The 22,815-nt window shown below is 63.3% G+C and carries 23 protein-coding genes; 10 read left to right on the top strand and 13 right to left on the bottom strand.

Features of this window, described 5'->3' with window-relative positions:
* Positions 1–25: 25 nt before the first annotated feature.
* Both OXG30_15955 and OXG30_15950 read right to left on the bottom strand, forming a co-directional pair.
* Positions 26–1,243, bottom strand: a complete 1,218-nt coding sequence (locus tag OXG30_15955; GenBank protein MCY4136384.1) for a CoA transferase — start codon at positions 1,241–1,243, stop codon at positions 26–28.
* Positions 1,240–2,457 carry an ATP-binding protein gene (locus OXG30_15950; protein ID MCY4136383.1) on the bottom strand — a complete coding sequence of 406 codons (1,218 nt, stop codon included), beginning with the start codon at positions 2,455–2,457 and terminating at the stop codon, positions 1,240–1,242. The genes OXG30_15955 and OXG30_15950 overlap by 4 nt, the downstream gene beginning before the upstream one ends.
* Positions 2,458–2,740: 283 nt before the next feature.
* On the opposite strand from OXG30_15950, the gene OXG30_15945 reads away from it, so the two are divergent.
* Complete coding sequence (locus tag OXG30_15945) at positions 2,741–3,907, top strand: thiolase family protein (protein ID MCY4136382.1); 1,167 nt, start codon at positions 2,741–2,743, stop codon at positions 3,905–3,907.
* Positions 3,904–4,326 (top strand): OB-fold domain-containing protein, encoded by a 423-nt coding sequence (locus OXG30_15940; GenBank protein ID MCY4136381.1) that lies wholly within the window; start codon positions 3,904–3,906, stop codon positions 4,324–4,326. The genes OXG30_15945 and OXG30_15940 overlap by 4 nt, the downstream gene beginning before the upstream one ends.
* On the opposite strand, the gene OXG30_15935 is transcribed toward OXG30_15940, so the two are convergent.
* Entirely contained in the window at positions 4,323–5,225 is a 903-nt protein-coding gene (locus OXG30_15935) for a cation diffusion facilitator family transporter (GenBank protein MCY4136380.1), read from the bottom strand. The two genes, OXG30_15940 and OXG30_15935, sit on opposite strands and share 4 nt — an antisense overlap.
* A 41-nt stretch (positions 5,226–5,266) precedes the next feature.
* On the opposite strand from OXG30_15935, the gene OXG30_15930 reads away from it, so the two are divergent.
* From OXG30_15930 to OXG30_15910, 5 genes are all read left to right on the top strand, one after another.
* Entirely contained in the window at positions 5,267–6,040 is a 774-nt protein-coding gene (locus OXG30_15930) for an enoyl-CoA hydratase (protein ID MCY4136379.1), read from the top strand.
* A gap of 10 nt (positions 6,041–6,050) precedes the next feature.
* Entirely contained in the window at positions 6,051–6,509 is a 459-nt protein-coding gene (locus OXG30_15925; protein MCY4136378.1) for a MaoC family dehydratase, read from the top strand.
* Between the two features lie 89 nt (positions 6,510–6,598).
* Positions 6,599–8,155 (top strand): Eco57I restriction-modification methylase domain-containing protein, encoded by a 1,557-nt coding sequence (locus tag OXG30_15920; GenBank protein ID MCY4136377.1) that lies wholly within the window; start codon positions 6,599–6,601, stop codon positions 8,153–8,155.
* Positions 8,156–8,875: 720 nt separating this feature from the next.
* Positions 8,876–9,817 (top strand): type I methionyl aminopeptidase, encoded by a 942-nt coding sequence (gene map, locus OXG30_15915; GenBank protein ID MCY4136376.1) that lies wholly within the window; start codon positions 8,876–8,878, stop codon positions 9,815–9,817.
* 48 nt (positions 9,818–9,865) lie between these two features.
* On the top strand, positions 9,866–10,294 hold the full coding sequence (locus OXG30_15910) for a nuclear transport factor 2 family protein (protein MCY4136375.1): 429 nt from the start codon (positions 9,866–9,868) through the stop codon (positions 10,292–10,294).
* Here the strand turns inward: OXG30_15910 and OXG30_15905 are convergent, their stop codons facing one another.
* Genes OXG30_15905 through OXG30_15895 form a run of 3 tightly spaced genes read right to left on the bottom strand, consistent with a single transcriptional unit; the run spans position 10,295 to position 13,042 of the window.
* The gene (locus OXG30_15905; protein MCY4136374.1) at positions 10,295–11,119 is read right to left on the bottom strand and encodes a DegV family EDD domain-containing protein; all 825 of its coding nucleotides are present in this window, start codon (positions 11,117–11,119) and stop codon (positions 10,295–10,297) included. It lies immediately after the preceding gene.
* Entirely contained in the window at positions 11,116–12,378 is a 1,263-nt protein-coding gene (locus tag OXG30_15900; GenBank protein ID MCY4136373.1) for an MFS transporter, read from the bottom strand. Before OXG30_15900 ends, OXG30_15905 begins: the two co-directional genes overlap by 4 nt.
* Before the next feature lie 37 nt (positions 12,379–12,415).
* Positions 12,416–13,042: a glycerol-3-phosphate acyltransferase gene (locus OXG30_15895; GenBank protein MCY4136372.1), complete on the bottom strand. Its 627-nt coding sequence runs from the start codon at positions 13,040–13,042 to the stop codon at positions 12,416–12,418.
* Positions 13,043–13,146: 104 nt separating this feature from the next.
* On the opposite strand from OXG30_15895, the gene OXG30_15890 reads away from it, so the two are divergent.
* Entirely contained in the window at positions 13,147–13,809 is a 663-nt protein-coding gene (locus OXG30_15890; GenBank protein MCY4136371.1) for a histidine phosphatase family protein, read from the top strand.
* Positions 13,810–13,845: 36 nt separating this feature from the next.
* Here the strand turns inward: OXG30_15890 and selD are convergent, their stop codons facing one another.
* Positions 13,846–14,907 (bottom strand): selenide, water dikinase SelD, encoded by a 1,062-nt coding sequence (gene selD / locus OXG30_15885; GenBank protein ID MCY4136370.1) that lies wholly within the window; start codon positions 14,905–14,907, stop codon positions 13,846–13,848.
* Between the two features lie 51 nt (positions 14,908–14,958).
* On the opposite strand from selD, the gene OXG30_15880 reads away from it, so the two are divergent.
* Both OXG30_15880 and OXG30_15875 read left to right on the top strand, forming a co-directional pair.
* Positions 14,959–15,456 (top strand): nuclear transport factor 2 family protein, encoded by a 498-nt coding sequence (locus OXG30_15880; GenBank protein MCY4136369.1) that lies wholly within the window; start codon positions 14,959–14,961, stop codon positions 15,454–15,456.
* Positions 15,453–16,016 carry a hypothetical protein gene (locus tag OXG30_15875; protein MCY4136368.1) on the top strand — a complete coding sequence of 188 codons (564 nt, stop codon included), beginning with the start codon at positions 15,453–15,455 and terminating at the stop codon, positions 16,014–16,016. Before OXG30_15880 ends, OXG30_15875 begins: the two co-directional genes overlap by 4 nt.
* 10 nt (positions 16,017–16,026) lie before the next feature.
* Here OXG30_15875 and OXG30_15870 read toward each other — a convergent pair whose 3' ends face one another.
* From OXG30_15870 to OXG30_15845, 6 genes are all read right to left on the bottom strand, one after another.
* Entirely contained in the window at positions 16,027–18,252 is a 2,226-nt protein-coding gene (locus OXG30_15870) for an ATP-binding protein (GenBank protein MCY4136367.1), read from the bottom strand.
* Complete coding sequence (locus OXG30_15865; GenBank protein MCY4136366.1) at positions 18,249–19,538, bottom strand: ABC transporter substrate-binding protein; 1,290 nt, start codon at positions 19,536–19,538, stop codon at positions 18,249–18,251. The genes OXG30_15870 and OXG30_15865 overlap by 4 nt, the downstream gene beginning before the upstream one ends.
* Positions 19,535–19,903, bottom strand: a complete 369-nt coding sequence (locus tag OXG30_15860; protein MCY4136365.1) for an ATP-binding protein — start codon at positions 19,901–19,903, stop codon at positions 19,535–19,537. The genes OXG30_15865 and OXG30_15860 overlap by 4 nt, the downstream gene beginning before the upstream one ends.
* Positions 19,904–20,008: 105 nt before the next feature.
* Complete coding sequence (locus OXG30_15855; protein ID MCY4136364.1) at positions 20,009–21,163, bottom strand: SpoIIE family protein phosphatase; 1,155 nt, start codon at positions 21,161–21,163, stop codon at positions 20,009–20,011.
* Between the two features lie 4 nt (positions 21,164–21,167).
* Positions 21,168–21,497: an STAS domain-containing protein gene (locus OXG30_15850; protein MCY4136363.1), complete on the bottom strand. Its 330-nt coding sequence runs from the start codon at positions 21,495–21,497 to the stop codon at positions 21,168–21,170.
* Between the two features lie 133 nt (positions 21,498–21,630).
* A complete protein-coding gene (locus OXG30_15845) occupies positions 21,631–22,809 on the bottom strand; it encodes a lipid-transfer protein (GenBank protein ID MCY4136362.1) in 1,179 nt (392 codons plus the stop codon).
* Between the last annotated feature and the right edge of the window lie 6 nt (positions 22,810–22,815).

Below are 22,815 nucleotides of genomic sequence, written 5' to 3'. Positions count from 1 at the left end.
CCTGCCTCAGGGGTCGCTGCCCCGCCTACCCGAGGACTCCCATCGCATTGAGGCGGTCTATCTCATCCTCCGAGAATCCGGCGATGTCTTGGAGGACGGAACGGGTGCTGGTGCCGAGGGTTTCGGCGGGGGTTTGACCGGTGTTGGCTCGGGAGAACTTCACCGGGAACGCGGGGGCCAGCCAGCGGGAGGGCTCGTCAGCGTGGGGATGTTGCAGGGGGACCAGCGCATGGCGGTGTTTGATTTGGGGGTCCTCTGCGGCGGCGTAGGCGGATGCCACCGCGCCGGCGGGTACTCGGATTTTGTGCAGTCGGGCCATCAGTTCCTCGGTCGATTGCTGCGCCATCCACTGGGCCACTTCCTCGCAGATCTCGGCCCGGTTGGCCGCCCTTACGGGGATGTCGGGGCCAAGCTCCCATAGGTCGGGGCGGCCCATCTCCTCAGTGAGACGCTTGAATTGGGCGTCGGACGTGATGGCCAGAGTTATCCAGCCGTCCTGAGATTCAAAGGTGTCCAGGATGCCCCTCGGGTCGCCGTTGCCTATGCGGTCGGGCATGCCCCGTTCGCGGTAGAGGTCCAGAGGCTCGTCCCAGATCATGGTGACCAGGCTGTCGAGCATGGCCACGTCGATGTACTGACCCCGGCCGTCGATGTCACGTTGGCGAAGCGCAGCCACCACCCCGAGGGCGCAGAGGGCGGCCGGGAATTGGTCTCCGACGGTGGCGCCGGCCTTGGTGGGTGGGCCATCGGGGAAGCCCGACTTGGCCATCAGCCCCGATCGGCCCTGGATGATGAGGTCCATGGAGGCCAGATCGGCATCCGGACCATCTGGCCCATAGCCGGTGATGGAGGCATGGATCAGCCGAGGGTTCAGCTCGGCCAGCGTCTCGTAGTCCAGCCCCAGCGAAGCCATGACCCCCGGCCGAAAGTTGTCCACCAACACGTCAACATTGGCCGCCAGCCGCCGAAAGGCGTCCGCCCCCTCAGGCCGACCTAGGTCGAGAACCACGCTGCGCTTACCCCGCCCTTTGCGCAGATAGCTGATCCCGATGTCGTCGGGCCCCATAACGTCCGACTGCTCGCCATCAGCCCCCACCCACGGCGGAATTCGCCAAGTCACGTCCCCACCCGGCGGATCCACCCGAATGACCTCCGCCCCCAGCGAAGCCAAGAACCAAGTGCAAACCGGCCCCGAAACCACCCTGGTTAGGTCTACGACCCGAATGCCATCCAACGGCTTCATTTCTCTTCACCTACGGTCTGCCACAAGCGATCCACCGGAATGGTCATCAGACGGTCATCTGGCCGCGATGGGTATTTGCCCAAGTGGAGCAAGACACCGGCAATGAGGCGATCTCCGAGTGCATCCCGAAGTGTTCGCAGCCCGCGCAGATGCCTACTGCTGGCGGGGCCGGCCTTGACTTCGAAGGCAACCACCATGCCGTCTCGGCGCTCGACCACGAGATCCACCTCCACGCCGTCATGGGTACGCCAGTGGCCGATCTCGGCTATACCGTCCATCCACGATGCTTGTTTGATGATCTCACCCACCACAAAGGTTTCCAGAAGGTGGCCGAACTGCTCCTGTGAGGTGGGATCGAGCCTTTGCAGCCTGTCGGGGGACAGTCTCATCAGGTGGGCGGCGAGCCCAGGATCGACCGCATGCAGCTTTGGTCGCGCCGCGGCCCGAGTCCGCAGTGTGGTTCCCCATGCGGGGAGCCGGTGTACCAGGAACACCGCTTCCAAGAGCTTGGTGTAGCTCTCCGCGGTGCTGGAGTTGAGGCCAATGTCCTGTCCTGCCTTGGTGATGTTGAGTACTTGCGCTGTCTGGGACATCAGCCGCTCAAGAAGTCGGGGAAGCACTTCACGCTGGCGGATTTTCGCCAGTTCTCGGACATCGCGCTCCAGTGCGAGCGCGACATAGTTGCCGTACCAACGGCTGCGGGCGGCAGGCGGTCGCTTCAGTGCCAAGGGAAAGCCGCCGCCGACGATTCGCTGAATGTAGTCATCGCGAGTGGTTGTGGACTGGTTGCCGGTGACTGTGCTGGCAGGGTCGCTGAACAACTTCTCCAACAGGTTCTCGTGATGGTTGCCAATCTCTCCTTGGGAGAACGGGTATACGGTCAAGCGGTACAGCCTGCCGGTGAGTGCCTCGGCCATCCGTGGCAGGGCATCGTGGCGGGTGGAGCCGGTGATCACAAACTGGCCGGAAGATCCGTCACGGTTCAACTCTGCTTTTATGGCACTGAGCAGCGCTGGAACGCGCTGGTATTCGTCTATGAACACCGGTCGTGGTTCTTTGACGAAGAGGGAGGGGTCGTCGGCGACGTTGTCCCTGGTGTCTGGGTCGTCGAGGTCGATTATCTCGCGGCCCGCGGCTGACGCTAGCGAGCGCAGGAGTGTGGATTTTCCCACTGACCGAGGCCCCTGAAGGGCCATCACGGGTATCTCGTTCATCTGCTGGACGACGACATCCTCAATGCGGCGGCTGATCAACTCCTGAATGGCAGCAAAGTACCACTTCAGATGGGTTTTTGGGAAACTAGAGACATCTATCTCGGAAAACTCGAGGGCATTTTCCCGGAAAACCCGAGAGGTCCATCTCGGAAAACTCGAGGATATTATCTCGGCAAATCCGAGGTACTTTTTCTGGGGAATCTGAGGAGGTTTCTTGGGAAGCCTGGGGGAAGGCGGCGGTCGTGTCGCCGAGGGCGTGCAGGGGCGACTAGACATTGAGGCCGTGGCCAAACATCCATTTCACGACGTCGCCATCGTCGGCATCGCCAACTCCGAACAAGCCCGCATCCTCGAAGGCCACGACTCCACCACCATCACCTTCCAAGCTGTCCACCGGGTGCTGGCCGACACCGGCCTGAGCCCATCAGACATCGACGGCGTCGCCGCCGGCCCATTCAGCGGCCCGCTCACCTACTACATGCGCAACGGCCCAGCCTGGCGGAACCACATGGCCCCTTCCATCCCCATAATCCTGGACGCGGCCTCGGCCATCGCCACCGGCCAGTGCCACACCGTGCTGGTGGCCCACGGATCGGCAGGCATCTACACCGAGCGGGCTTCCACCGCCCCGTGGACCCGGCCAGCCAACGAGTTCGTGGTTGCTTACGGCATGTTCACCGCGGCGGAGTTCGCCCTCATTGCCCAGCGCCACATGCACATGCACGGCACCACGCCAGAGCAGTTGGCGACGGTGGCGGCCACCATCCGCAACAACGGCCACGCCCACCCCGATGCGGTGTACCACGGCCGGGGGCCGTTCACCCCCGACGACATCCTGGCGTCGCGCATGGTGGCCGACCCCTTCCACCTGCTCGACTGCGCGATGACTTCCGAGGGGGCGTGCGCGCTGATCCTCACCACTCGGGAACGGGCCCAAGACCTGCCCACCAAGCCGGTGTACATCTTGGGCGGGGCCTGCGACAGCTTCGGCCCCTCCTACCAGCACCCCCCGGCGTGGGATTTGGCCGGCCCCTCTGGCAGGAACAACGGCTATACCGGCCGGTGGGCGGCCCAGAAGTCGTTCGCCATGGCCGAGCTCGGTCCCACCGACGTGGACGTGTGCGAGTTCTACGACCCGTTCTCGTTCGAGATCATCCGCCAGTTTGAGGCCTACGGGTTCTGCGAAGAGGGCGAAGGCGGCGACTTCATCATGGACGGCCGCATCGGCCCCGGCGGCCAGTACCCGGTGACCACCGACGGGGGCACCATGTCGTTCAGCCACGGCGGAGCCGCGGTGCAGCAGCTCCAGCGGGTCATCCGAGGGGTGGAACAGCTGCGGGGCACCTGTGTGACATCCCAAGTACCCGACGCCCAAGTGGCCATGTGCTCCAACGGCGGCGCCGGTGCCCTGTTCACCGATGTCATGCTGCTGGGAACGGAAACCCCATGAGCGAGCTACTGCAACCCCAGTCGCCGGGAATCCCCCTGCCGGTGCCCACCCTGTATTCCCAGCCCTATTGGGACGGATGCCAGGTGGGCGAGCTGCGCTATCAGCGGTGCCGAGACTGCGGGGCCATCACTATGGACCCGGCCCCGGCCTGCTCGGCTTGCTTCTCGACCAACCTCGATTGGGAGGTCAGCACCGGGCAAGGCGAGGTGTACTCCTGGACCACTGTTTGGCGCCCCCAAACCCCGGCGTTCACCGTGCCCTACGTGGCGGTGATCGTGACCCTGGACGAGGGGTTCTGGCTGCTGGCCAACCTGATCAACTGCCCCGTCGACGCTGTCCACGTCGGGATGCGGGTCAAGACCACCTTCGTGGAGCTGAGCGAAGAGATCACCCTGCCCTACTTTGAGCCTGTCGATTAGCTAGAAGGCTCCAGGTAAACGTGGGTGGCGGCGGGGACGACGGCGCGCAGGCGAGCTTCCACCGCGGCTATGGCCGCGGGCATCTGATCGCCCGATAGGTGGTCGGCGAAGTCCACTTCGGCAGCTACCAGCAGCTCCTCGGGGCCGAGGTGTTGGGTGCGGATGTCCACTACGCGGTCGATTTCCGGCGAATCGTCCAGTACCTCCCGCAGCCGCTTTCGGTCTTCCTCGGTGGCGCTCTCGCCGATGAGCAGGCTCTTCATCTCGATGGCCAACACGATGGCGATGATCCCCAACAGCACGCCGATCACCAGGGTGCCCACCCCGTCCCAGCGAGGCTCGCCGGTGACCTCGGCCAGCACCACGGCAATCAGTGCGAACACCAAGCCGAACATGGCCCCGAGATCCTCGAGCAGCACCACCGGCAACTCCGGAGTGCGGGATCGCCGGATGAACGTGCCCCACGAGAGCTTGCCCCGCACCTTGTTGGACTCCACGATGGCGGTGCGAAACGACAAGGACTCAACCACGATGCCGAAGATCAGAATGCCGATGGCCACCCAGAGCGATTCCAGTTCATGGGGGTGGCGCACTTTCTCGATGCCCTCGTTGATGGCGAACAGCGCGCCCAGGGTGAACAAGATGATGGACACCACGAACGACCAGAAGTACCGCTCCCGGCCGTAGCCGAACGGGTGGCGCGGAGTGGGATCCCGCTTGGACAGGCGCCCGCCCAGCAACAACAGCGCCTGGTTGCCGGTATCGGCGCAGGAGTGGACCCCCTCGGCCAGCATGGAGGCTGAGCGGGTGACGGCGAAGCCCACGAACTTGGCAATGGCGATGGCCAGGTTGGCGAAGAGCGCCGCCAATACTGCTTTGGTCCCACCTCCTGCGGCCATGCCCAATGGGTAGCACACCGCAGGCGGGTATTCTCAGTTGCGTGTTCAGCATCGAAATTGAGGGGCCGGTGGCCCGGGTCACTCTGGCCAACCCGCAGCGGCGCAACGCGCTCAGCCTGGAGCTGATGCAGCGCCTTACCCATGCGCTGCACGAGTTGGGAGAAAAGACCGACGTCGGGGCGATCGTGATCGCCGCCGAGGGGCCGGCATTCTCTGCTGGCCACGACCTGTCGGAGATGGTCGACCGGGACGCCCAGTTCTACGACGACCTGTTCGAGGCATGCACGCACCTGATGGACGCTGTCCACGCCGTGCCCCAGCCGGTGATCGCCGAAGTAGACGGAGTGGCCACCGCCGCGGGCTGCCAGCTGGTGGCGGCCTGCGATCTGGCGGTGGCCTCCTCTGAGTCGACGTTCGCCACTCCCGGAGTGCGCATCGGCCTGTTCTGTTCCACCCCGATGGTGCCCATTTCCCGGGCAGTTGGGCGCAAGCGGGCCATGGAGATGCTGCTCACCGGCGAGCCCATCGACGCGGCCACCGCCGCCGAGTGGGGCTTGGTGAATCGGGTGGTGCCTCCCGACAAGTTGCGGGCCGAGGTCGACAAGCTGGCCGCCCAGATCACCCAGTTCAGCGACGAAACCATCGCCATCGGCAAGCAGGCCTTCTACCGCCAGCTTGACTGCGGCGAGCCCGAGGCTTACGACCTAACCCGGGAGGTAATGGCGGCCAACGCCGCCACCGACGACGCCCAAGAAGGCATGGACGCGTTTCTGACCAAGCGCTCCCCATCGTGGTCGGGCCGCCAAGGGAGCTAACTTCCCGCCTATGGGAACTGCCTTTGCCACTGTCGATGATCTACCTGCTGCCGTTGGCCAGCACTTGGGGTGGAGCGACTGGATGGAGATCACCCAAGAGCGGGTAAACCAGTTCGCCGACGCCACTGGAGACCACCAGTGGATCCACATCGACCCCGAGCGGGCCGCGACTGAGAGCCCCTACGGGGCCACCATCGCCCACGGTTACCTCACGCTGTCGCTGACCAACATGTTCCTGCCCAGCCTGATCACCGTGGAGCAGATCTCCATGGGCATCAACTACGGCGTCAACAAGGTGAGGTTCCCCGCACCCGTCCCAGTGGGGTCACGCGTTCGGGTGGGTGCCGAGCTCAGCTCGGTCGACGAGATCAACGGCGGCGTGCAAGCCGTAATCACCATCACCGTCGAAGTCGAGGGCAGTCCGAAACCAGCCTGCGTGGTGGAGAGCCTCACCCGCTACATGCGCTGAGCCCGACGCCAACCTCGAGCGTCGTTTCGCCAGAACACCGCGTTGTTCCGCGAATCGAATTGTCGCTGGTGGTGGGTAGTTTCGCCGTAATGTTGACTGGTATCGAAACGGTCTGGGACGAATTGGAGGACATCCGACGAGCTGCTGTTGCTGAGGTCCATCCGGAGTACCGCAAGGACCTTGGTCAGGTGCTCACACCCGTTCCTGTTGCCCGGTTGCTAGCGGAGATGTTCTCCGATTGGCGTGGCGATGTGGAGTTGGTTGATGCGGGTGCAGGTGCAGGCACCCTCGGTGCGGTCGCTGCGCTCATTGCGCTTTCTAGTGGTGGGCGTCCGGCATCGATGCGCGTCCTAGCCTGGGAAGTGGATCCAGAGCTTGCCATTAAGTCAAAGCAGGCACTCGCCGTTGTATCAGAGCGGTATGACGAAGAGGGCATACCATTTGAGTTCGAAGTCCTAGATGAGGACTTTCTTCAGAGGGCCGCGCAGAAGTCTGCTGGGTTGTCATCTCATGGGGCAACAGCCACTCATGCGATTCTCAACCCCCCCTACGCCAAGCTCTCTTCGTCCTCCAACGAGCGAGCGTTGGCCGAACGGCTAGGAGCGCCGGTTCCGAACCTCTATGCCGCATTCATGCTTGCTGCTTCTGCTTTGCTCAAGGTTGGCGGTGAGATGGTTGCGATTACCCCGCGAAGCTTTTGCAACGGCCCCTATTTCAAGAGGTTCCGGAGGGCCTTGCTTGGCCAGAACGGATTGTCTTCGATCCGGGTTTTCGAGAGCAGGATGTGTGCATTTGCAGATCAGGACGTACTTCAGGAGAACGCCATCACTCATTTGGTAAGAGGCGGAGCACAGCCAGAGATGGTCCGAGTGCAAGTAGGGGACCCTGGTGGACCTGTGACTGAAAGAGCCGTCCCTTCTGAGGAGGTTGTATTTCCGGGAGATCGTGATGTCGTCATACATGTCGCCGAATCTGAGGTCGCAGCCGGTGCGGCAGCCCTCATGCACGAACTTCCCGCGACGCTTGAGACTATTGGGGTCGATGCGTCTACAGGTCCGGTGGTGGATTTTCGGGCGCGCCGGTGGCTGCGAGCCGAAGACAGGCCTGGATCAGTCCCATTGCTGTACCCATCATCGGTGGACACTAGGGGTATTTCTTGGCCGGGCTCAGGCAACAAGCCAATCGCCATTGACGACGTGGAGGAGACTGCATCTCTCTTGACGCCGCGAGGAAACTACGTACTCGTCAAGCGTTTTAGCAGCAAGGAAGAACGCCGTCGGATTGTTGCTGGCCCCCTGTTGGCTGATGCGTTTCCGGAGTGTTCAAGATTCGGGATCGAGAATCATGTCAACTATCTGCACTGCCAGGGAAGGCCTCTTGGACGCCAGCTAGCAATTGGGCTGGCTGCCTTCCTCAATCACGAGCTGGTTGACGTCTATTTCCGGTCGTTCAGTGGGCATACCCAGGTCAATGCAACCGACCTACGCCGTCTCCGCATTCCCGACCGGGCCACTCTTGAGGAGTTCGGCTCGGCGCCATGCCCTCACGAAGCCTGCCACGAGTGGATTCGCAACTATGCCGCCGCTGTTGGCGTCAGCGGTAAAAAGGAGGTTGACCGTGTTGGCCAAACCTCTCCCGCACGCTAGCCATTTCCCCGGATCGCCAGTGTTCCTCAAGCTCGTCGAATGGCCTGAATCGATCGGTCAAGTAGTAGGCAGCGGTCTTGGTTTCCCGTGGGCGTGTCTGGCTGGTCTTGTAGCTCTCGCTGAAGCTGAACGGGTCAATCCACCAAAGACCGACTGCTTCGAACCGAGTCGTGGGTGGCTCGGCTCGGTCGATGACCTGGGCGTGGAAGAGGTAGACAACAATTCCATCGGAGGTCGCAACTTCGCTGATGTCGTCGCAGTCGCCATGGTCGAGTTGGAACGTAGCCATCTTGGCCCCAACGGGAGCCCATCCTCCGAGATGACTGCGACCCGTCTTAAGTTCGATACAAGACCGTTGCATCGAACACCGGTGGCTCCCCCCGAAAGGCACTAACCGTCCATCCAGCCACACACGACTCACATAGATGAAACGAACAGAGCCGTACGTCCCACGCTGCGCGCCCCTCCCGAACGCATACGTACGGAGCCAGGGGGTCGTCAGCGAGCGCTAGCCCAACTACCTCAAGGGCCTCTTCGATCCTGTCAAGGCTCTTGTCACCGACTCCCGGTATCGAACCCAACTCACGCCGATTCCAGCACGCTAGCTCTTCAACGGTATTGATCCCCGCCTCCACTAGCCGCTCCGCTAGCGCCTTTCTGAGCCCAAGGTCATGTAGGACTGCCAAGGTCCAATCGTTGCACAACTAACATTAGTCGGCGATGGCAAAGCGCAAGCGGTCGCGAGTGGCGACGTTGGAGCGGGTGCCGGTTTCTGACCCGCCAGTGAGACCGGGGCTCATCGGTCCCCGCCGTCGGGTGCCCAGCCACATCGAGCGTCCTCCGTATGCCCGTTCGGGGGAGCCCGGTCACCCGAATTCCTCGGCGGTGCGCAGCGCTGCCGAGATCGACGCGATGCGCAAGGCCGGACAAATGGCCGCGGAAGTGCTGCTCTTTGCCGGAGAATTGGTGGCACCTGGGGTGACCACCGACAGCATCGACTCCCAAGTCCACGAGGAGATCGTGCGCCGGGGAGCCTATCCCAGCCCCCTCAACTACCGGGGCTATCCCAAGTCGGTGTGTACGTCGATCAACGAGGTCATCTGCCACGGCATCCCCGATAGCCGGGCGCTGGCCGACGGCGACATCGTCAACATCGATGTCACCGTGTTCCTCGACGGTGTCCACGGTGACACCTCGGTGACATTCGAGGTCGGCGAGGTGGACGACCACTCCCGCTTGCTGGTTCGGGAGACCCGGGACGCCATGTACCTGGGCATCGGCGCGGTTCGGAACGGAGCGGCGGTGAACGCCATCGGCCGGGCCATCGAAACCCATGCCCGAGCCCATCGGCTTGGGGTAGTGCGAGAGTTCATCGGCCACGGAGTGGGCACCGAGTTTCACTCCGGGTTGCAGATCCCCCACTACTACGAACGCAGTCACAACACACCGCTGGAAACCGGAATGACGTTCACCATCGAGCCGATGCTCACGCTGGGTTCCCCCGATCTCTACCTGTGGGACGACCAGTGGACCGCGGTTACTGCCGACCAGCGACGCAGCGCCCAGTTCGAGCACACCTTGCTCTGCACTGAAAGCGGTGCCGAGATACTCACCCGCACACCCTCCGGAGAGGGCGCCGCCGAGGTGTACGCCAAAGATTGATCAACCCCGGTATTCGCTGAGCGGGCTTGTTCTTGCCAAGATTGGGCCATGGCACTTCCCGTTGAAGACATCCTGGCCATCCAGAAGCTGGCCGCCGACTACAACCACCTGATCGACAGCGGTTCTGCTGAGGCATGGGCCCAGCTATTCGTACCCGACGGCATACTGGAATTCGGCATGCCCGAAGGGGTGAAGGGACACGAGGACTTGGCCGCGTTCGCGGCGACGATCAATCCGGCTACCCGCCATGTGATCAGCAATCTGTCCATCGACGGGGAAGGCGAGGAAGCGGTGGCTTCGGTGTACTTGGAGGTGTACTACACCGCTCCTCCCGGCCAGCCGCGAGAGCTGGCCATCACCGGCGTGTACCGCGACCAGCTGCGCAAAGAGGATGGGCGGTGGCGCTACGTGTCCCGCCAGATGGTGCCCGACTTGGGCGAATGGGCGCCCGCCCCTGAAACCGTACCTGGGCTCTGATTAGTCCCAATACCAGGCCAGGCCGCGAACTCCTGTCCCGGAGTTGATCATCATTGCTTGGCCGAATTGGCTGATGAAGGCGTCGGTAGGAGACACCTCGGCATTGACGGCGTCGAGCAGATCAATGGCCCGTTCGGGAACCTCGGCGTGGAGGCTGACCAGATGTAGTTGGGCATCGCCGTCAGAAGGCCGGGTCCGCCGCCAAAGGCCCAGGATGCGCTGGTGGGCGGCCTCGTCGCTGAGCGCGGGGCGAAGGCGTCCAATGGCCCCATCCTGAATGTCGAACATGGGGCGCAGCCCGATCAGGTTCCCAGCTCGGCCGGCCAGGCCGGGCACGCGGCCGCTGCGGATCAGCTGGTCGAGGTTGGCCAGCGCCCCCACAAGCTTTACCTGCCTAGCCACAGTCTTAGCCCTGGCCACAACCTCGTCCAGCGTCGCACCGGCCCGGGCAGCTCGGGCCGCAGCCACCGTCACCAGTCCTTGGCCACCGGCTGCGGTTCGGCTGTCCACCACAGCCACCGGCCCAGCCGCGCTCTTGGAGGCCAGAACCGCTGATTGATTGGTGATGCTCAGGGTGGACGTCACCGTCACAACCACGACACCGTCGCCCTGGTCTTGACCGGCGATCGCCTGAACGAACGCGCCCGGCGACGGGCCCGATGACGAGTGGGTCTTGGCGGCCAGGATCTCCGCAGTATCGATCTCACCGTCGGCCACTGTTCGGCCGTCCACGGTGATCATGAGCGGGACCACTGCGATGTCCCAGGCTGCCCGCACCTCCTCTGGGAGCGCCGCGGTGCTGTCGGTGACGATGCCGACGGTCACTCGCGGGCCTTTTCGACATCGACGTCGAGAATCGGCCGGACGGTGGCGGCCGAGGCCAGCACCAGCAGGCCCGATGCCAGCAGAACCGACCGGGTGCCGGGCAGTCCGGCCCCGTTCAGCCCGTCGCCGATGGCTCCCGCCCCCAGCGCGGCCGCTCCCAGCCCGATGCGGATCACCACGTGGAAGGCCGAGAAGGCCAGCACCCGTTCCTCTTCTCGGGGAATCTGGGCTTGGAGCGCGCTCATCCCCGACGTCAGGGCCACGGTGGCCCCGGCCCCGAACCCGGCAGCGCCGAGGAAGGTCAGCCACACCGTCGGACTCTGGCTCATCAGCGCCACCAACGCCCCCATAGCCAGCGCTCCCCTTCGGGTGAGGACCAGCAAATCCACATGGCGAGACCTATGGGTGAGCGCGAGGCCAATACCCGCTCCAGCGCCGAACAACACGATGAGCACGCCATATTCGATGTCGGACGCCTCCAACTCCTCTTGCACCAGCTTGATGCCCAGCGAGAACAGGGCTCCCAGCCCAACGGCGGCGGCAGCGGTGGCGGGTAAAACCCTGCGCACCAGCGGCACCGACCAGGCATCGCGCAGCCGACTGGGGGAAATGGATATTTCGCTGTCAGAGATAGCGGCGCGGTCCGGGGTTGCCTGAGGGGAGGGTTCCCGACTTTGAAGTCCACCTAAGGCTCGGGCGATGAAAAAGGCGGAAATACCGAAGGTGAGCGCGTCGATCCAGAAGACGAGGGCGTAGGGATGCGATCCCAGCCAGCCATCGTCGAGTGGAAGCGCGGCGAACGCGGCGAACAGGCCCGCGCCAATCGGGATGTTGCCGTACGACGATCCCATCATGGCGGCATTGGCCAGCGGCAGGTCGGACTCGTCCACCAGATCGGGGACGGAGGAGTCTCGAGAGGCCAAAAACACCACGCTGGGGGCCTCCAGTGCGAACGCCCACAAGTACACCCACCACAGCTCTTGCACAAAGGGGACCACCGCGATCATCCCGGCTCGCAGCAGATCCATGGTGATCATGGTCCGCCGCCGATCCCATCGGTTCACCAGCTTGGCGGCCAGCGTCCCGCCCAGGGCCGCGGGAATGAGCCGGAAGGCGAGAATGCCGCCCACCGCGGCGGCGGAGTCGCTCAAATGGTCTACCAGCGCCATGAGGGCGAAGGTGCCCATCCAGTCGCCGAGCGCGGACGCACCCTGTCCGACGAGAAGACGACGAAAGCCGACCTGGGTGCGAAGGCTCAAGGTTCTCGGGTCAGTAGACCGGCGAGGACTACAAGAATCAAGGGTTGCTGGGGGTAGCTCCGACCCAGCTGTCGTTGTCGAAGACCAGTCGATGGGCGGCGGCCTTCAGGCGATTGGGGGCTGGCAGCGGCTTATTTCCCAGAACGCGCTTAATCAATATGGGGATGATGATCACGGTGGTGGCGATGGCGGCTTGGCCGTCGGCCACCAGGAGCATGAATGGGGGCAGAGCGGGCATGGTGATGAACACCACCAGCCCGGTATGACGCAAGATGCGGCCCAGGGCTAGCCCGCCGAGCAAGAACAGGGCCGCGGGCCAGGCGATTACCGCGAACGCCCCCAATGCCGGTGAGAGCCCTCGGCCGCCTGCACCATTGAGGAACATCGACCAGTTATGGCCGATCACCGACACGGCACCAGCGAACGCCATCAGCAGCCAGCGGTCACCGGCCAAGAACGGTCCAAGTGCCCCCTTGCCCACATCGCAGAGGCCTCCCACGACCAAGGGGATGAAGCCGGCAACCCGGTACAGGCCGGTTCCCGAGACTGTTCCGGTGCCCACTTGGCGAAGGTCGGTTCGGGCCAGCGAATGGGCAATCATGTAGGAGAAGGGAACCGCGCCGGCCGCAAAGGCCACGATGAGCACCATCGTCCCCCACATCATCGATAGAGATTCTGCCCCAATTTGGGGCTGCTTTGCCACCGGTTGATGAAGATGAATTGCTGGAGGTCCGTCATGAGACTTCGGCGTGGCAAGATGGGGCCGAAATGAGCTCCGGCCAACGAACCCGCTTGCTGTTGATCCGCCACGGTGAATCGGAGGTAACCGTTAAGCAGATCATCGGCGGAGACCTGGCTTGCACGGGTTTGTCGCCGCTGGGCCGTCGTCAGGCTGAAGCGCTCGGCGAGCGTTATATGCAGGGCAATGAGCCCAAAGTGGATGCGCTGTGGTCCAGCACCCTGCCTCGGGCGATAGAAACCGCCGAGCTGCTGTCCCCCTCATTGGGCGGCTTGAAGGTACACACCCATCCCGACCTCGTAGAACGCCGCCCGGGCGAGGCCGACGGGGTGGGCTACAAGGAGTTCGGCAATCTGTTCGAGTGGACCGGCGATTTCCACCCCCACTTGCCCTTGGCGCCCGGCGGGGAGAGCCTGGCCGGTTTCTCCTACCGCACCGGCCAAGCGCTATATGAGCTGGTTGAGGGCTATCCCGGTACCACCATGATGGTGGTGTGCCACGGCGGAGTCATCGATATCGCCATGCGGCTGTTTATGGGCCTGGGGATGAATGTGCAGTTCGTCCTATGGACCCTCAACACTTCCATCACCGAGTTTGTGACCACCGACGAGCCCGGCGTGTGGCGGCTGGTGCGATACAACGACGCCGCCCACCTGGACGGACTGCCACCCCGCACCGAGCCGGCCGAGTAGCCCGACAGCAACCGTTGGCTCGGGCTAACTGGCCAGTCATCCCACCACGACTGCTCCGGGATCGCTTGCGGAGACCTCGCCGATCACAGCGGCAGCGTGGCCTGCGGCTATCAGTCGGGCTACCGCTTCGGCGGCCGCGGCCGGTGGACAGCAAAACAGCAGGCCGCCGGAGGTCTGGGCATCGGCCAGCATGGTCAAGATCCGCTGGTTGTCTGATCCTCGCACCCACGGACGCACGTGGTCGAGGTTGCGAGCCGTTCCACCGGGGGCAAACCCTTGATCCAGCATCTCCCAGACGTCGGGGAGCAGCGGCACCTCTTCTGTTCGGATCACTGCACCAACACCGCTGGCGGTAGCCAGCTTCTGGAGGTGGCCGAGCAAGCCGAAGCCGGTGATGTCGGTGGCCGCCGTGGCCTTGGCCTCGAGGGCAGTCGAGGCGGCCTCGTCGTTCAGTCGAGTCATCTCGGCCACTCCCGCGGCGTAGGCTTCCGCCAGCCACCCGCCGGGTTCGATCGCCTCGGGCCCAGAGCGCTTGACCGCGGTGGCCAAGAGTCCAGTGCCTAGCGGCTTGGTCAGCACCAGCGACTGTCCCGGCTGGGCGCCGGCGTTGGTCAGCAAGCTCTCCTCATCGGCTTCCCCGGTGACGGCTTGGCCGTACATCGGCTCGGGTCCGTCCACCGTGTGGCCCCCGACCACTGCCCAGCCGCCGTCGGCGGCCGCCGCGGCCCCGCCCGCCAGCACATCGGTGAGAACCTCCAGCGGAAGATCCCCATGGGGCCATGCCACCAGGTTCAGTCCGAACCGGGGGGTGCCGCCCATGGCGTAGACATCCGAGGCCGCGTTTGTGGCCGCGATGCGCCCCCAAGTGTGAGGGTCGTCCACCACCGGCGCGAAGAAATCGGCGGTCGAGATCAGGGCGCGGCCTTCCCCGATGCGCCACACTGCGGCGTCATCACCGGTCTCTGTGCCCACGATCAAGTCCTCGTGGGTCGGGGTTGGCAGTGTGCGCACGACCTGCGCCAACTCGGACGGTCCGAGCTTGCCGGCTCAACCGGCGCCGTGGCTGTAGGCCGTGAGCCTCCCTGTCTTCGGGTTCACGTCTCCGACGCTACCGGGCCGTCGCTGGTTGAGGTGGGTTAGCTTTGCGGCGTGACTTCACACGAGCAAGCAGTGCGATCGATCAAGGCGCTTATGTACGTCTATGCCGAATGCGTGGACTTGGCCCGCTTCGACGAGCTTGGCGAGCTCTTCGCCCACGGAGTGCTCACCTCCACCAGCTCGGCTGATCCCGACGACGGCATGTCGGGCGATGACGTCGCCGCGTTCTACGCGGCCACCAACAAAGTCCACGGCGACGGCACACTGCGCACCCGGCATGTGGCTAGCAACGTGATCGTCGATGTTGCCGATGACGGGCAGACAGCCGCCGCCCGCTCGTACTTCGCCGTCCACCAGGGCACAGATACACTGGCCCTTCAGCCCATCGTGGCGGGCCGCTACGAAGATGACTTCTCCCTGGTCGATGGACAGTGGCGTTTCGCCCGCCGGATGGTGGTTGTCGACCAGATTGGCGACATGCGAGAGCACCTCACCTTCGACCTGTCCGAAGGAGACGTGCGCTATACCGACCATGTTGAGTCCGGATGAGCGACCCGCCGACACGCCGGGCGCCGCCGGGCTGGTATGCCGAACAGGGACAGCGCGGCTACCGATTCTGGGACGGGGAATCGTGGACTGATCCACCAGGAGTACCGGTTGGGATCCTGGGCGGGGGGAACGGCAGGCGGACTTCTCCGGGTCAGATGAGAGCGGGGCTTGCCTTTGTGGGCGCGGCGATGGCTCTGCTGATCGCCGGGCTGCTGTTGCCGTGGTCTGATTCCGGATCGCAGACGCGGGGAGTGCTAGACGGCGACATTCCGTGGTTGGTGGGCCTAGGCAGCGTGGCCGATACCTGGTTGCTGGTTCTGTTGGCCGCGGTGATGCTGTGGACCGTGCTGGTTGCAGTGCTGGCCGGCAATACCCAGATGATGTGGCTACCGGCCTTGGTGGTGGGATTGGCCGTCATGGGTTTCTGCCTTGCAGAGGGGCTGGCCATTGATGACGACTTGGACGCTGAGGGCGGCAGGGTTGGTGCGGGCCTTTTTGTAGCCTATGCCGGAGGCGCATCGGCTGCCATAGGCGGTGCGCTGCTCAGACCTGCCCGATAAAAGTGTTCAGCTAAGCGTCGTCTGCGTCGATGCCAGCGCCGTCTCCGACTAGAGGGGTGGTCTTGGCCTGGGTCAGCGGCAGTTCCACCACCATCTCGGTGAATTCGCCCGGCTCGGAGTTGACAGTGATGGTGCCGCCGTGCTCCCGGATGATGTCGTTGGACAGCGCCAGGCCCAGGCCGGTGCCTTCGTTGGTGGGCTTGGTGGTGAAGAACGGATCGAAGATCTTGGCGGCCACGTCTGGAGGAATACCGCTGCCGTTGTCCCGGACGCTGAGGATGGCGCTTTCGTCGGTGCGTCGGCTCTTCAACACCACGGTAGGGGTGTAGTCGCCCACTGTTCCGGCGTCGATCAATTCCTTTTGCTTCTTGTTGGTGGCGTAGCCGGCGTTGGCCACAAAGTTCAAGAACACTCTTCCGAGATCTTGGGGGACAACCTCCAACTGCCCCATGTCCGGGTCGAACTCTTCCTCCAACAAGACTTGGAACTCGGGATCCTGGGCTCGGGCGCTGTGGTAGGCCAGCAGTGAATGCTCGTGGATGAGATCGTTGATGTCGGTCATCTGGGTCTCGCCTCCACCCCGGCCCATCAACAGCATGTCCTGAACTATTCGATTGGCCCTCTTTCCGTGGGATTGGATGCGCTCTAGGTTGTCGTTGAGATCTTGGTTGATTTCCTCGATGAGGTCTTTGTCCTCATCGGAGAGATTGTCGATTATGTCCTCGTAGATCTCGGCCATCTCTTCCAGCAGCTCAGCCGAAGCTGCGGAGAAGTTGTTGATGAAATTGAGCGGATTGCGGATCTCGTGGGCTACGCCGGCGGTGACCTCGCCCAGCGCGGCCAACTTCTCCCGGGCCACGATCTGATCTTGGGCCTGGCTCAGCTCTTCCAGCACCTCTTGCAGCTCGTCGTTGCGCTCGCTCAACTCCTGGGCCAACTGCTCCACCAGGTTCAGCCGCTGGATTTCCAGCGCGTGGCGACGGAACACTTCTAAGGCTGACGCCATCTCGGCGATCTCGTCGCGGCCGCTGACCTCAATCTCCTCTTCCAAGTCGCCCTTGGCCAGGGTCCGCATGCGACCGGAGAGCCGTCCGATCCGGCGCAAGAGGACCCGCCCGACGAAGAGCCAGCTGATCAGCCCCGCTCCAATGACGCCGATGACGCTGATTATCACCAAGAGGATGCGGGCCGTGTTGATGGTTTGCGCTGAATTTTCAGTGGCCTGGTCGGCCCCAGCCTGGGCTGTTTGGACGATGGCGTGGACCTCGTCGAGGAGATCCACGGCCAGCGCCTGGTTCTCGGCCAGCAGCCTGTCTTGGCGCGCAATGATCTCCAAGCGGTCTACCGATACCTGAAATGCACTCTCGTCGTCCTTCCCCAGAGCCAAGAGATCATTGACTGCCGGCTCCAGCCCCGGAACCATTTCCGATTCGGCAATGGCGGAGAGGCTGATCTGGATTCGGTCATCAACCGACTCGAAGCTCTCAGTCAGCGGCTCGACAAAGGCAACCTCAGAGGCGATAAGGGCGCTGCCCATGAGTTCGGAGGCTTGGGCGACGTCGGCCTGGAGGGCATTGAGATGTCGGTAAAGGAGCAACTCGCCTCCCGATGTGCGGGTCATAGGGTCAATCGGGTCGGATACCCGATCTCGATAGCCAGTGACCTGGAAGAACAGCTGGTCGTCGATGGCGGGGAGGATGATGCTGTTGGCGGCATCGGACAGAGTTGGAATCTCGACCTGAAGCTGCTCGATCTTTCGGGTCAGGCTGTAGAAGTGGGGCATATCGGCCGTGATGGTGGTGATGTTCTTCTCCAACTCATCGGCGGCCGCGGAGATTTCCTGAACGTGGATATCAGCCGGATTTGCTTGGGCGAGCGGTCTGAAATGGTCGTTGAATTCCCGCTGGGCGGTGGCTACCTCGGCAGAAATGGTGGTGAATTGGTTAGAAGGTGCGGTGGTGAGCCGAGGGGCGGCTGCAACGAGGGCGTTGCTGAACTCAGCCAGCCCGAACGCACCGGCCAGCTCGGGCACGCTCTCCTCGCTCACCCGTCTTTGGCTGTCGTCCACATTGGAGAAGGAGATCCAACTCACAACGCTGGCCACAATGGTGAGCACCACCGTTCCAAAGATCCCGGCGTACAGCTGGGTGGAGATCCGGCGATGGACCGCGGGCCGCTGGGCGCCAGTCGTGCTGGCGGTGGGTTCGAGGCCCTGCGGGGTGGCTGACTCGGTCACGAGCTGGCGTCTCCCATCGAGGCCTCCGACCGGTAATTGCCGTTGGCATCGATCACGGTCAAAAAGACGGCGTCAGAGCCTTGATTGTCCACGGCACGGTTGTCTTCAGCACCGAAGTCCAGGACGAACCCGTCGACGTCGAACTGGCCGGCACCCAAGATGTTTTCCAAGAAGCAGCCGCGGTTGAGAATGACACCGCATGCCTCCAAACCGGAGATGGCCAAACGGCCGGCGATGTAGCCCTCCAAGGACACGAACCCCGGTTCAGCCGTTGGGTCGTATGCCTCCAAGGCCGCGGTATAGGAGGCCACTACGGGAATCGACAGGTCGGTGGGAAAGGGAATCACCTGGGTGACGTACACGCCCTCGCCGCCCGATCCCAACTCATCGGCCAGCGCGTTGCTTCCCACAAAGGAAACCGTCATGAAGATGGGATCGAAGTCGATGTGGCGGGCCCAGGAGATGAGGGCGGCGACCGGCTGATAGGCGCCGATCAGGATCACGGCTTCGGGGTTGCCCAGCCTCAGGTCGAGCAGCCCCGACTTCACCGCAGTGGTGTTGCGGGGATACACACCGGTGGCCACCAGGCTCATCCCCCGGCGTTCTAGCGCGGCCAGCGCTCCGTTGTAACCGGCCCGTCCGAAGGAGTCGTCTTGGAACATGACCGCGATTCGGGTGACGCCCAAGTCCGTGGTGAGCCGCTCGACCATTTCCTCGGTCTCCTGGGCGTAAGAGGCCCGGAGGTTGATGATGTTGTCCCAATGGTCGTCTCTGAGGAAGCCGGCCCCAGTGAACGGAGCGACATAGGGGATGCCCGCTTCGGCTGCCACTGGAGTGGCCGAACGCGATGTGGGCGTGCCCACCGCGCCGATGAGCGAGAAGACCTGCTCCTCGTTGATCAATGCCTGGGTGTTGGTGATGGCTGCCTCGGGTTCGTAGGCGTCGTCTCGAGTCACGAGCTCCAATATTCGCCCGTGTACGCCGCCGTTTCGGTTGGCCTCTGCGAACGCCGCCATGATGCCCAGGTTCATGTTGATGCCCAGCTCTTGGGCGGGACCGCTGAACGCCGCCGACTGTCCGAACACCACCCGGCCGTCGAACACCCCCGGCACTCCTGTGCTTGCCGCGCCATTTTGGGCTGGTCCAGCAGTCGGGGTGGCGGTTGGCTGGAGCTGTGCGGGATCGGTGGCATTGGATCCGCAGCCTGACAGCACTGCGGCGAGTACAACGGTTGCCAGGCCGGCGAACCGCACTTTGCGCAGGATTCTCAGTGCCGAATCCCTCACGACTCGGGGCGTACGACGAGCTTTAGGTGGTTGCGGTCGTTTTCCCGGCGATACTCCAGATCCTCGCCCATAGTTCGAACGAGATAGACCCCCAACCCACCGATGGGGCGCTCGTTCAGGGGAAGGGTGACATCGGGTTCGGGGGCGTCGGTAAGCGGGTTGAAGGGCGATCCGTCATCGACGAGGCGGATCGTTAGGGCGTGTTCCTTGGATTCCAATTCGAGGTCGATTTCTGTGAGACCGCTCGTGTCGCCGTGGGTCAAGGTGTTGAGCACCAACTCTTCCAGAATCAAGTTGGCATGCATGGTCAGGGTTATCGGCCAATCATCTGCCTCGGCCATCTCATTCAACAGGTCTTCGATCATCGGCAAAACGTCGGAGGGGTGGCCTTGCTTCGGAGGGTGGGATAGATGCAGCGATCGTTGCATTTCAGCGGCTTCGTGTGGCGGTCTGAAAGCGGGTAGTGACAATCATGAGGGGCGCCGCAGGGTGAGACAGGTGATGTCGTCAGACTGAGGGGCATCACCAGCGAAGTTCCGCACGTACTCGAAGACCGTCTCGTTGGCCGCGGTGGCGTTTTCGGGCGGTTTGCCTTCGAACACCTCCGTCAACCGTCCCAAGCCAAATTGCTGGTTGTCGGCGTTCATGGCCTCGGTCACGCCGTCGGTGAACAGCACCACGGTGTCGCCTGGTTCCAATGTGACCGACTCCTGGGTGTAGACGACATCGGCGGCGATGCCCAGCGCGATTCCCTTGGTGAGCGGCAATTCGGTAACTGCGCCGTCTGCGCTTACCAGCATCGGGGGATCGTGGCCGGCGATGGAGTAGGTGAGCAATCCGGTTTCCGGATTGAACAGGGCGTAGATCAGCGTGACGAACATGAAGGTGGGGTTGTCTTGCTGGAGCTGGTTGTTTACTTCGGCGAGCACCATCCGCGGCTCGCGAACGCCGATGGCGGCCCCCTTGAGCGCAGTCCGGCTTGACATCATGAACATCGACGCAGGGATGCCCTTGTCGGACACATCGGCTACAACGAGCCCAACCTCGTTGTCGAGCTTGAAGTAGTCGTAGAAGTCGCCGCCCACGTTGCGGGCCGGTTCCATGTTGGCCGATACCTCGCATCCATCTGTCTCCGGGGGAATAGCAGGCAGGATGGACTGCTGGAGTTGGCTGGCGATGCTCAGCTCATTTTGAAGGGCCACGAGCTGGTCGCGCGATGCCAGCGCTTCCCGCCATTCGGCCAAATGATCCAAGGTGCGGGCGATGGTGATCTTCAGGTCGTCGAAGTCGATGGGCTTGGTGACGAAGTCGAACGCTCCCCGGTTCATGGCGGTGCGGATGTTGTCCATGTCGCCGTAGGCCGAGACGATCACCGCCCGGAGATTGGGGTCGACGTCGGGAAGCTGCTGGAGCAGGGTGAGGCCGTCCATCTTGGGCATGTTGATATCGGACAGGACCATGTCGATGGTCGGATCGGCGTTGAGCTTTTCCAGGGCATCCACTCCGTCGCAAGCGAATACGAACTCGTACTCCTTGGAACGGATTTGCCGCCGCATCCGCTGAAGGACCAGAGGTTCAAGATCCGGTTCGTCGTCGACGACCAGGATCTTGTAGGTGTCGGTCAAGGGTTTACCCCTGTTTGGCGTCGTCTACCGATGGAAAAACGTTGATGATCTGATCAAAGCCACTGATACGGAACACGTCGCCTACCGCTTCGGTCAATGAGCAGATGCTGAAGGACTTGTTCTGCTTGTCGAGGTTCTGAGCTGCCATGAGCAGCACACGGAGGCCCGCGCTGCTGATGTACTCAAGGCCGCCAAGATCCAGGATGATCCGCTGGTCGCCAGGATCGAACATTCCTTGCAGGGACTCCAGAAAATCCGACGCATTGGATCCGTCTACCCGGCCTGAAGCGGTGACGACCAGCGTGTCGCCGGAGCGGTCGTGGCTGAATTCCATAGTTGGGCCTCTCTAGTTGGGTTCTGTCTCGGATCATTCTGTCAGCCGGAATCATACACATTCCAATGGGCTGAGGGATCGGGAGATGCCGATTCAGTTGCAGTCAGCACTGAGTGCCGGGCGGGTCGGGGAGTCAGCGGGGCTGGGAGAGGATGAGCGCACTGGTGGGTACCGCAGTTCCCGCGGTAGCCAGCACGTTTTCCACGTTGTCGATCTGGTTCACCGAGGTGCCCCGAATCTGTCGTACCCCCTCGGCAATGCCGTTGAGGCCGTGGATGTAGGCCTCGCCGAGCTGGCCCCCGTTGGTGTTGATGGGCAGTCGCCCGTCTCGCTCGAGGTGGCCGTCGCGGATGAAGTCCTTGGCCTCGCCCCGATCGCAGAATCCGAACTCTTCGAGCTGGGGGAGCACCAGCGGGGTGAAGTGGTCGTAGATGATGGCGGTCTGGATGTCGCCAGCCGACAGCCCGCTCGACTGATAGAGCTGGCGAGCGCACAACTCCATCTCGGGTATGCCGGTGATGCTGTCCCGGTAGTAGCTCTTCATCATGTGCTGGTCTTCGGCGACGCCCTGGGCGGCTGAGGCGATAACTGCTGGCTTCTGCTGGAGGTCTTTGGCTCGCTCGGCGGTGGTCACCAGCAAGGCCTGGGCCCCGTCGGTTTCCTGGCAGCAGTCCAGCAGGCGCAGCGGTTCCACGATCCAACGGCTGTTCTGGTGGTCTTCCAGGGTGATGGGCCGCTGGAAGAAGTGGGCGTAGGGGTTGGTGGCCGCGAAAGTCCGGTCGACCACCGACACCCGACCGAAGTCCTCGGTGGTGGCGCCGTACTCGTGCATGTAGCGGGTGGCGAACATGGCCACCCAGGAGGCCGGGGTGACCAGCCCGAAGGGCGAGCTCCACGAGAAGCTGACTTCTGACGCTTCGGCGCCGGCCGGCCGGTCCTGCACCCCGGCACCGAAGCGGTGCCAGGAGCGCTCGTTGAAAGCCCGATAGCACAGCACATAGTCGGCCGCACCGGAGTAGAGGGCCTGGCAGGCCACTGCGATCACCCCGCAGGCCGCTCCGCCGCCGTGGTGGACCATGGAGAAGTGGGTCAGCTCTTCGATGCCCAGGTTTCGGGCCACCTCGATTTCGGGGTTCTGCTCGGCTGAGTAGGTCACGAAGCCGTTGACTTTTTCAGGTGGCAGCCCGGCGTCCTCGCAGGCGGCCAGGCAGGCTTCCACCGCCTGGTCCATCGGGGTGCGGCCCGAGTCCTTGGTGAACGGGGTGGCACCGATTCCGGCAACGGCGCATTCGTAGGCGTATTTCAGGCTCATCGCGTC

The organism is bacterium (assembly GCA_026708015.1).
Classification (GTDB): Bacteria; Actinomycetota; Acidimicrobiia; order Acidimicrobiales; family Bin134; genus Poriferisocius.
The sequence above is the reverse complement of the archived record's forward strand: the minus strand, read 5'-3'. Positions and strand labels throughout refer to the sequence as shown.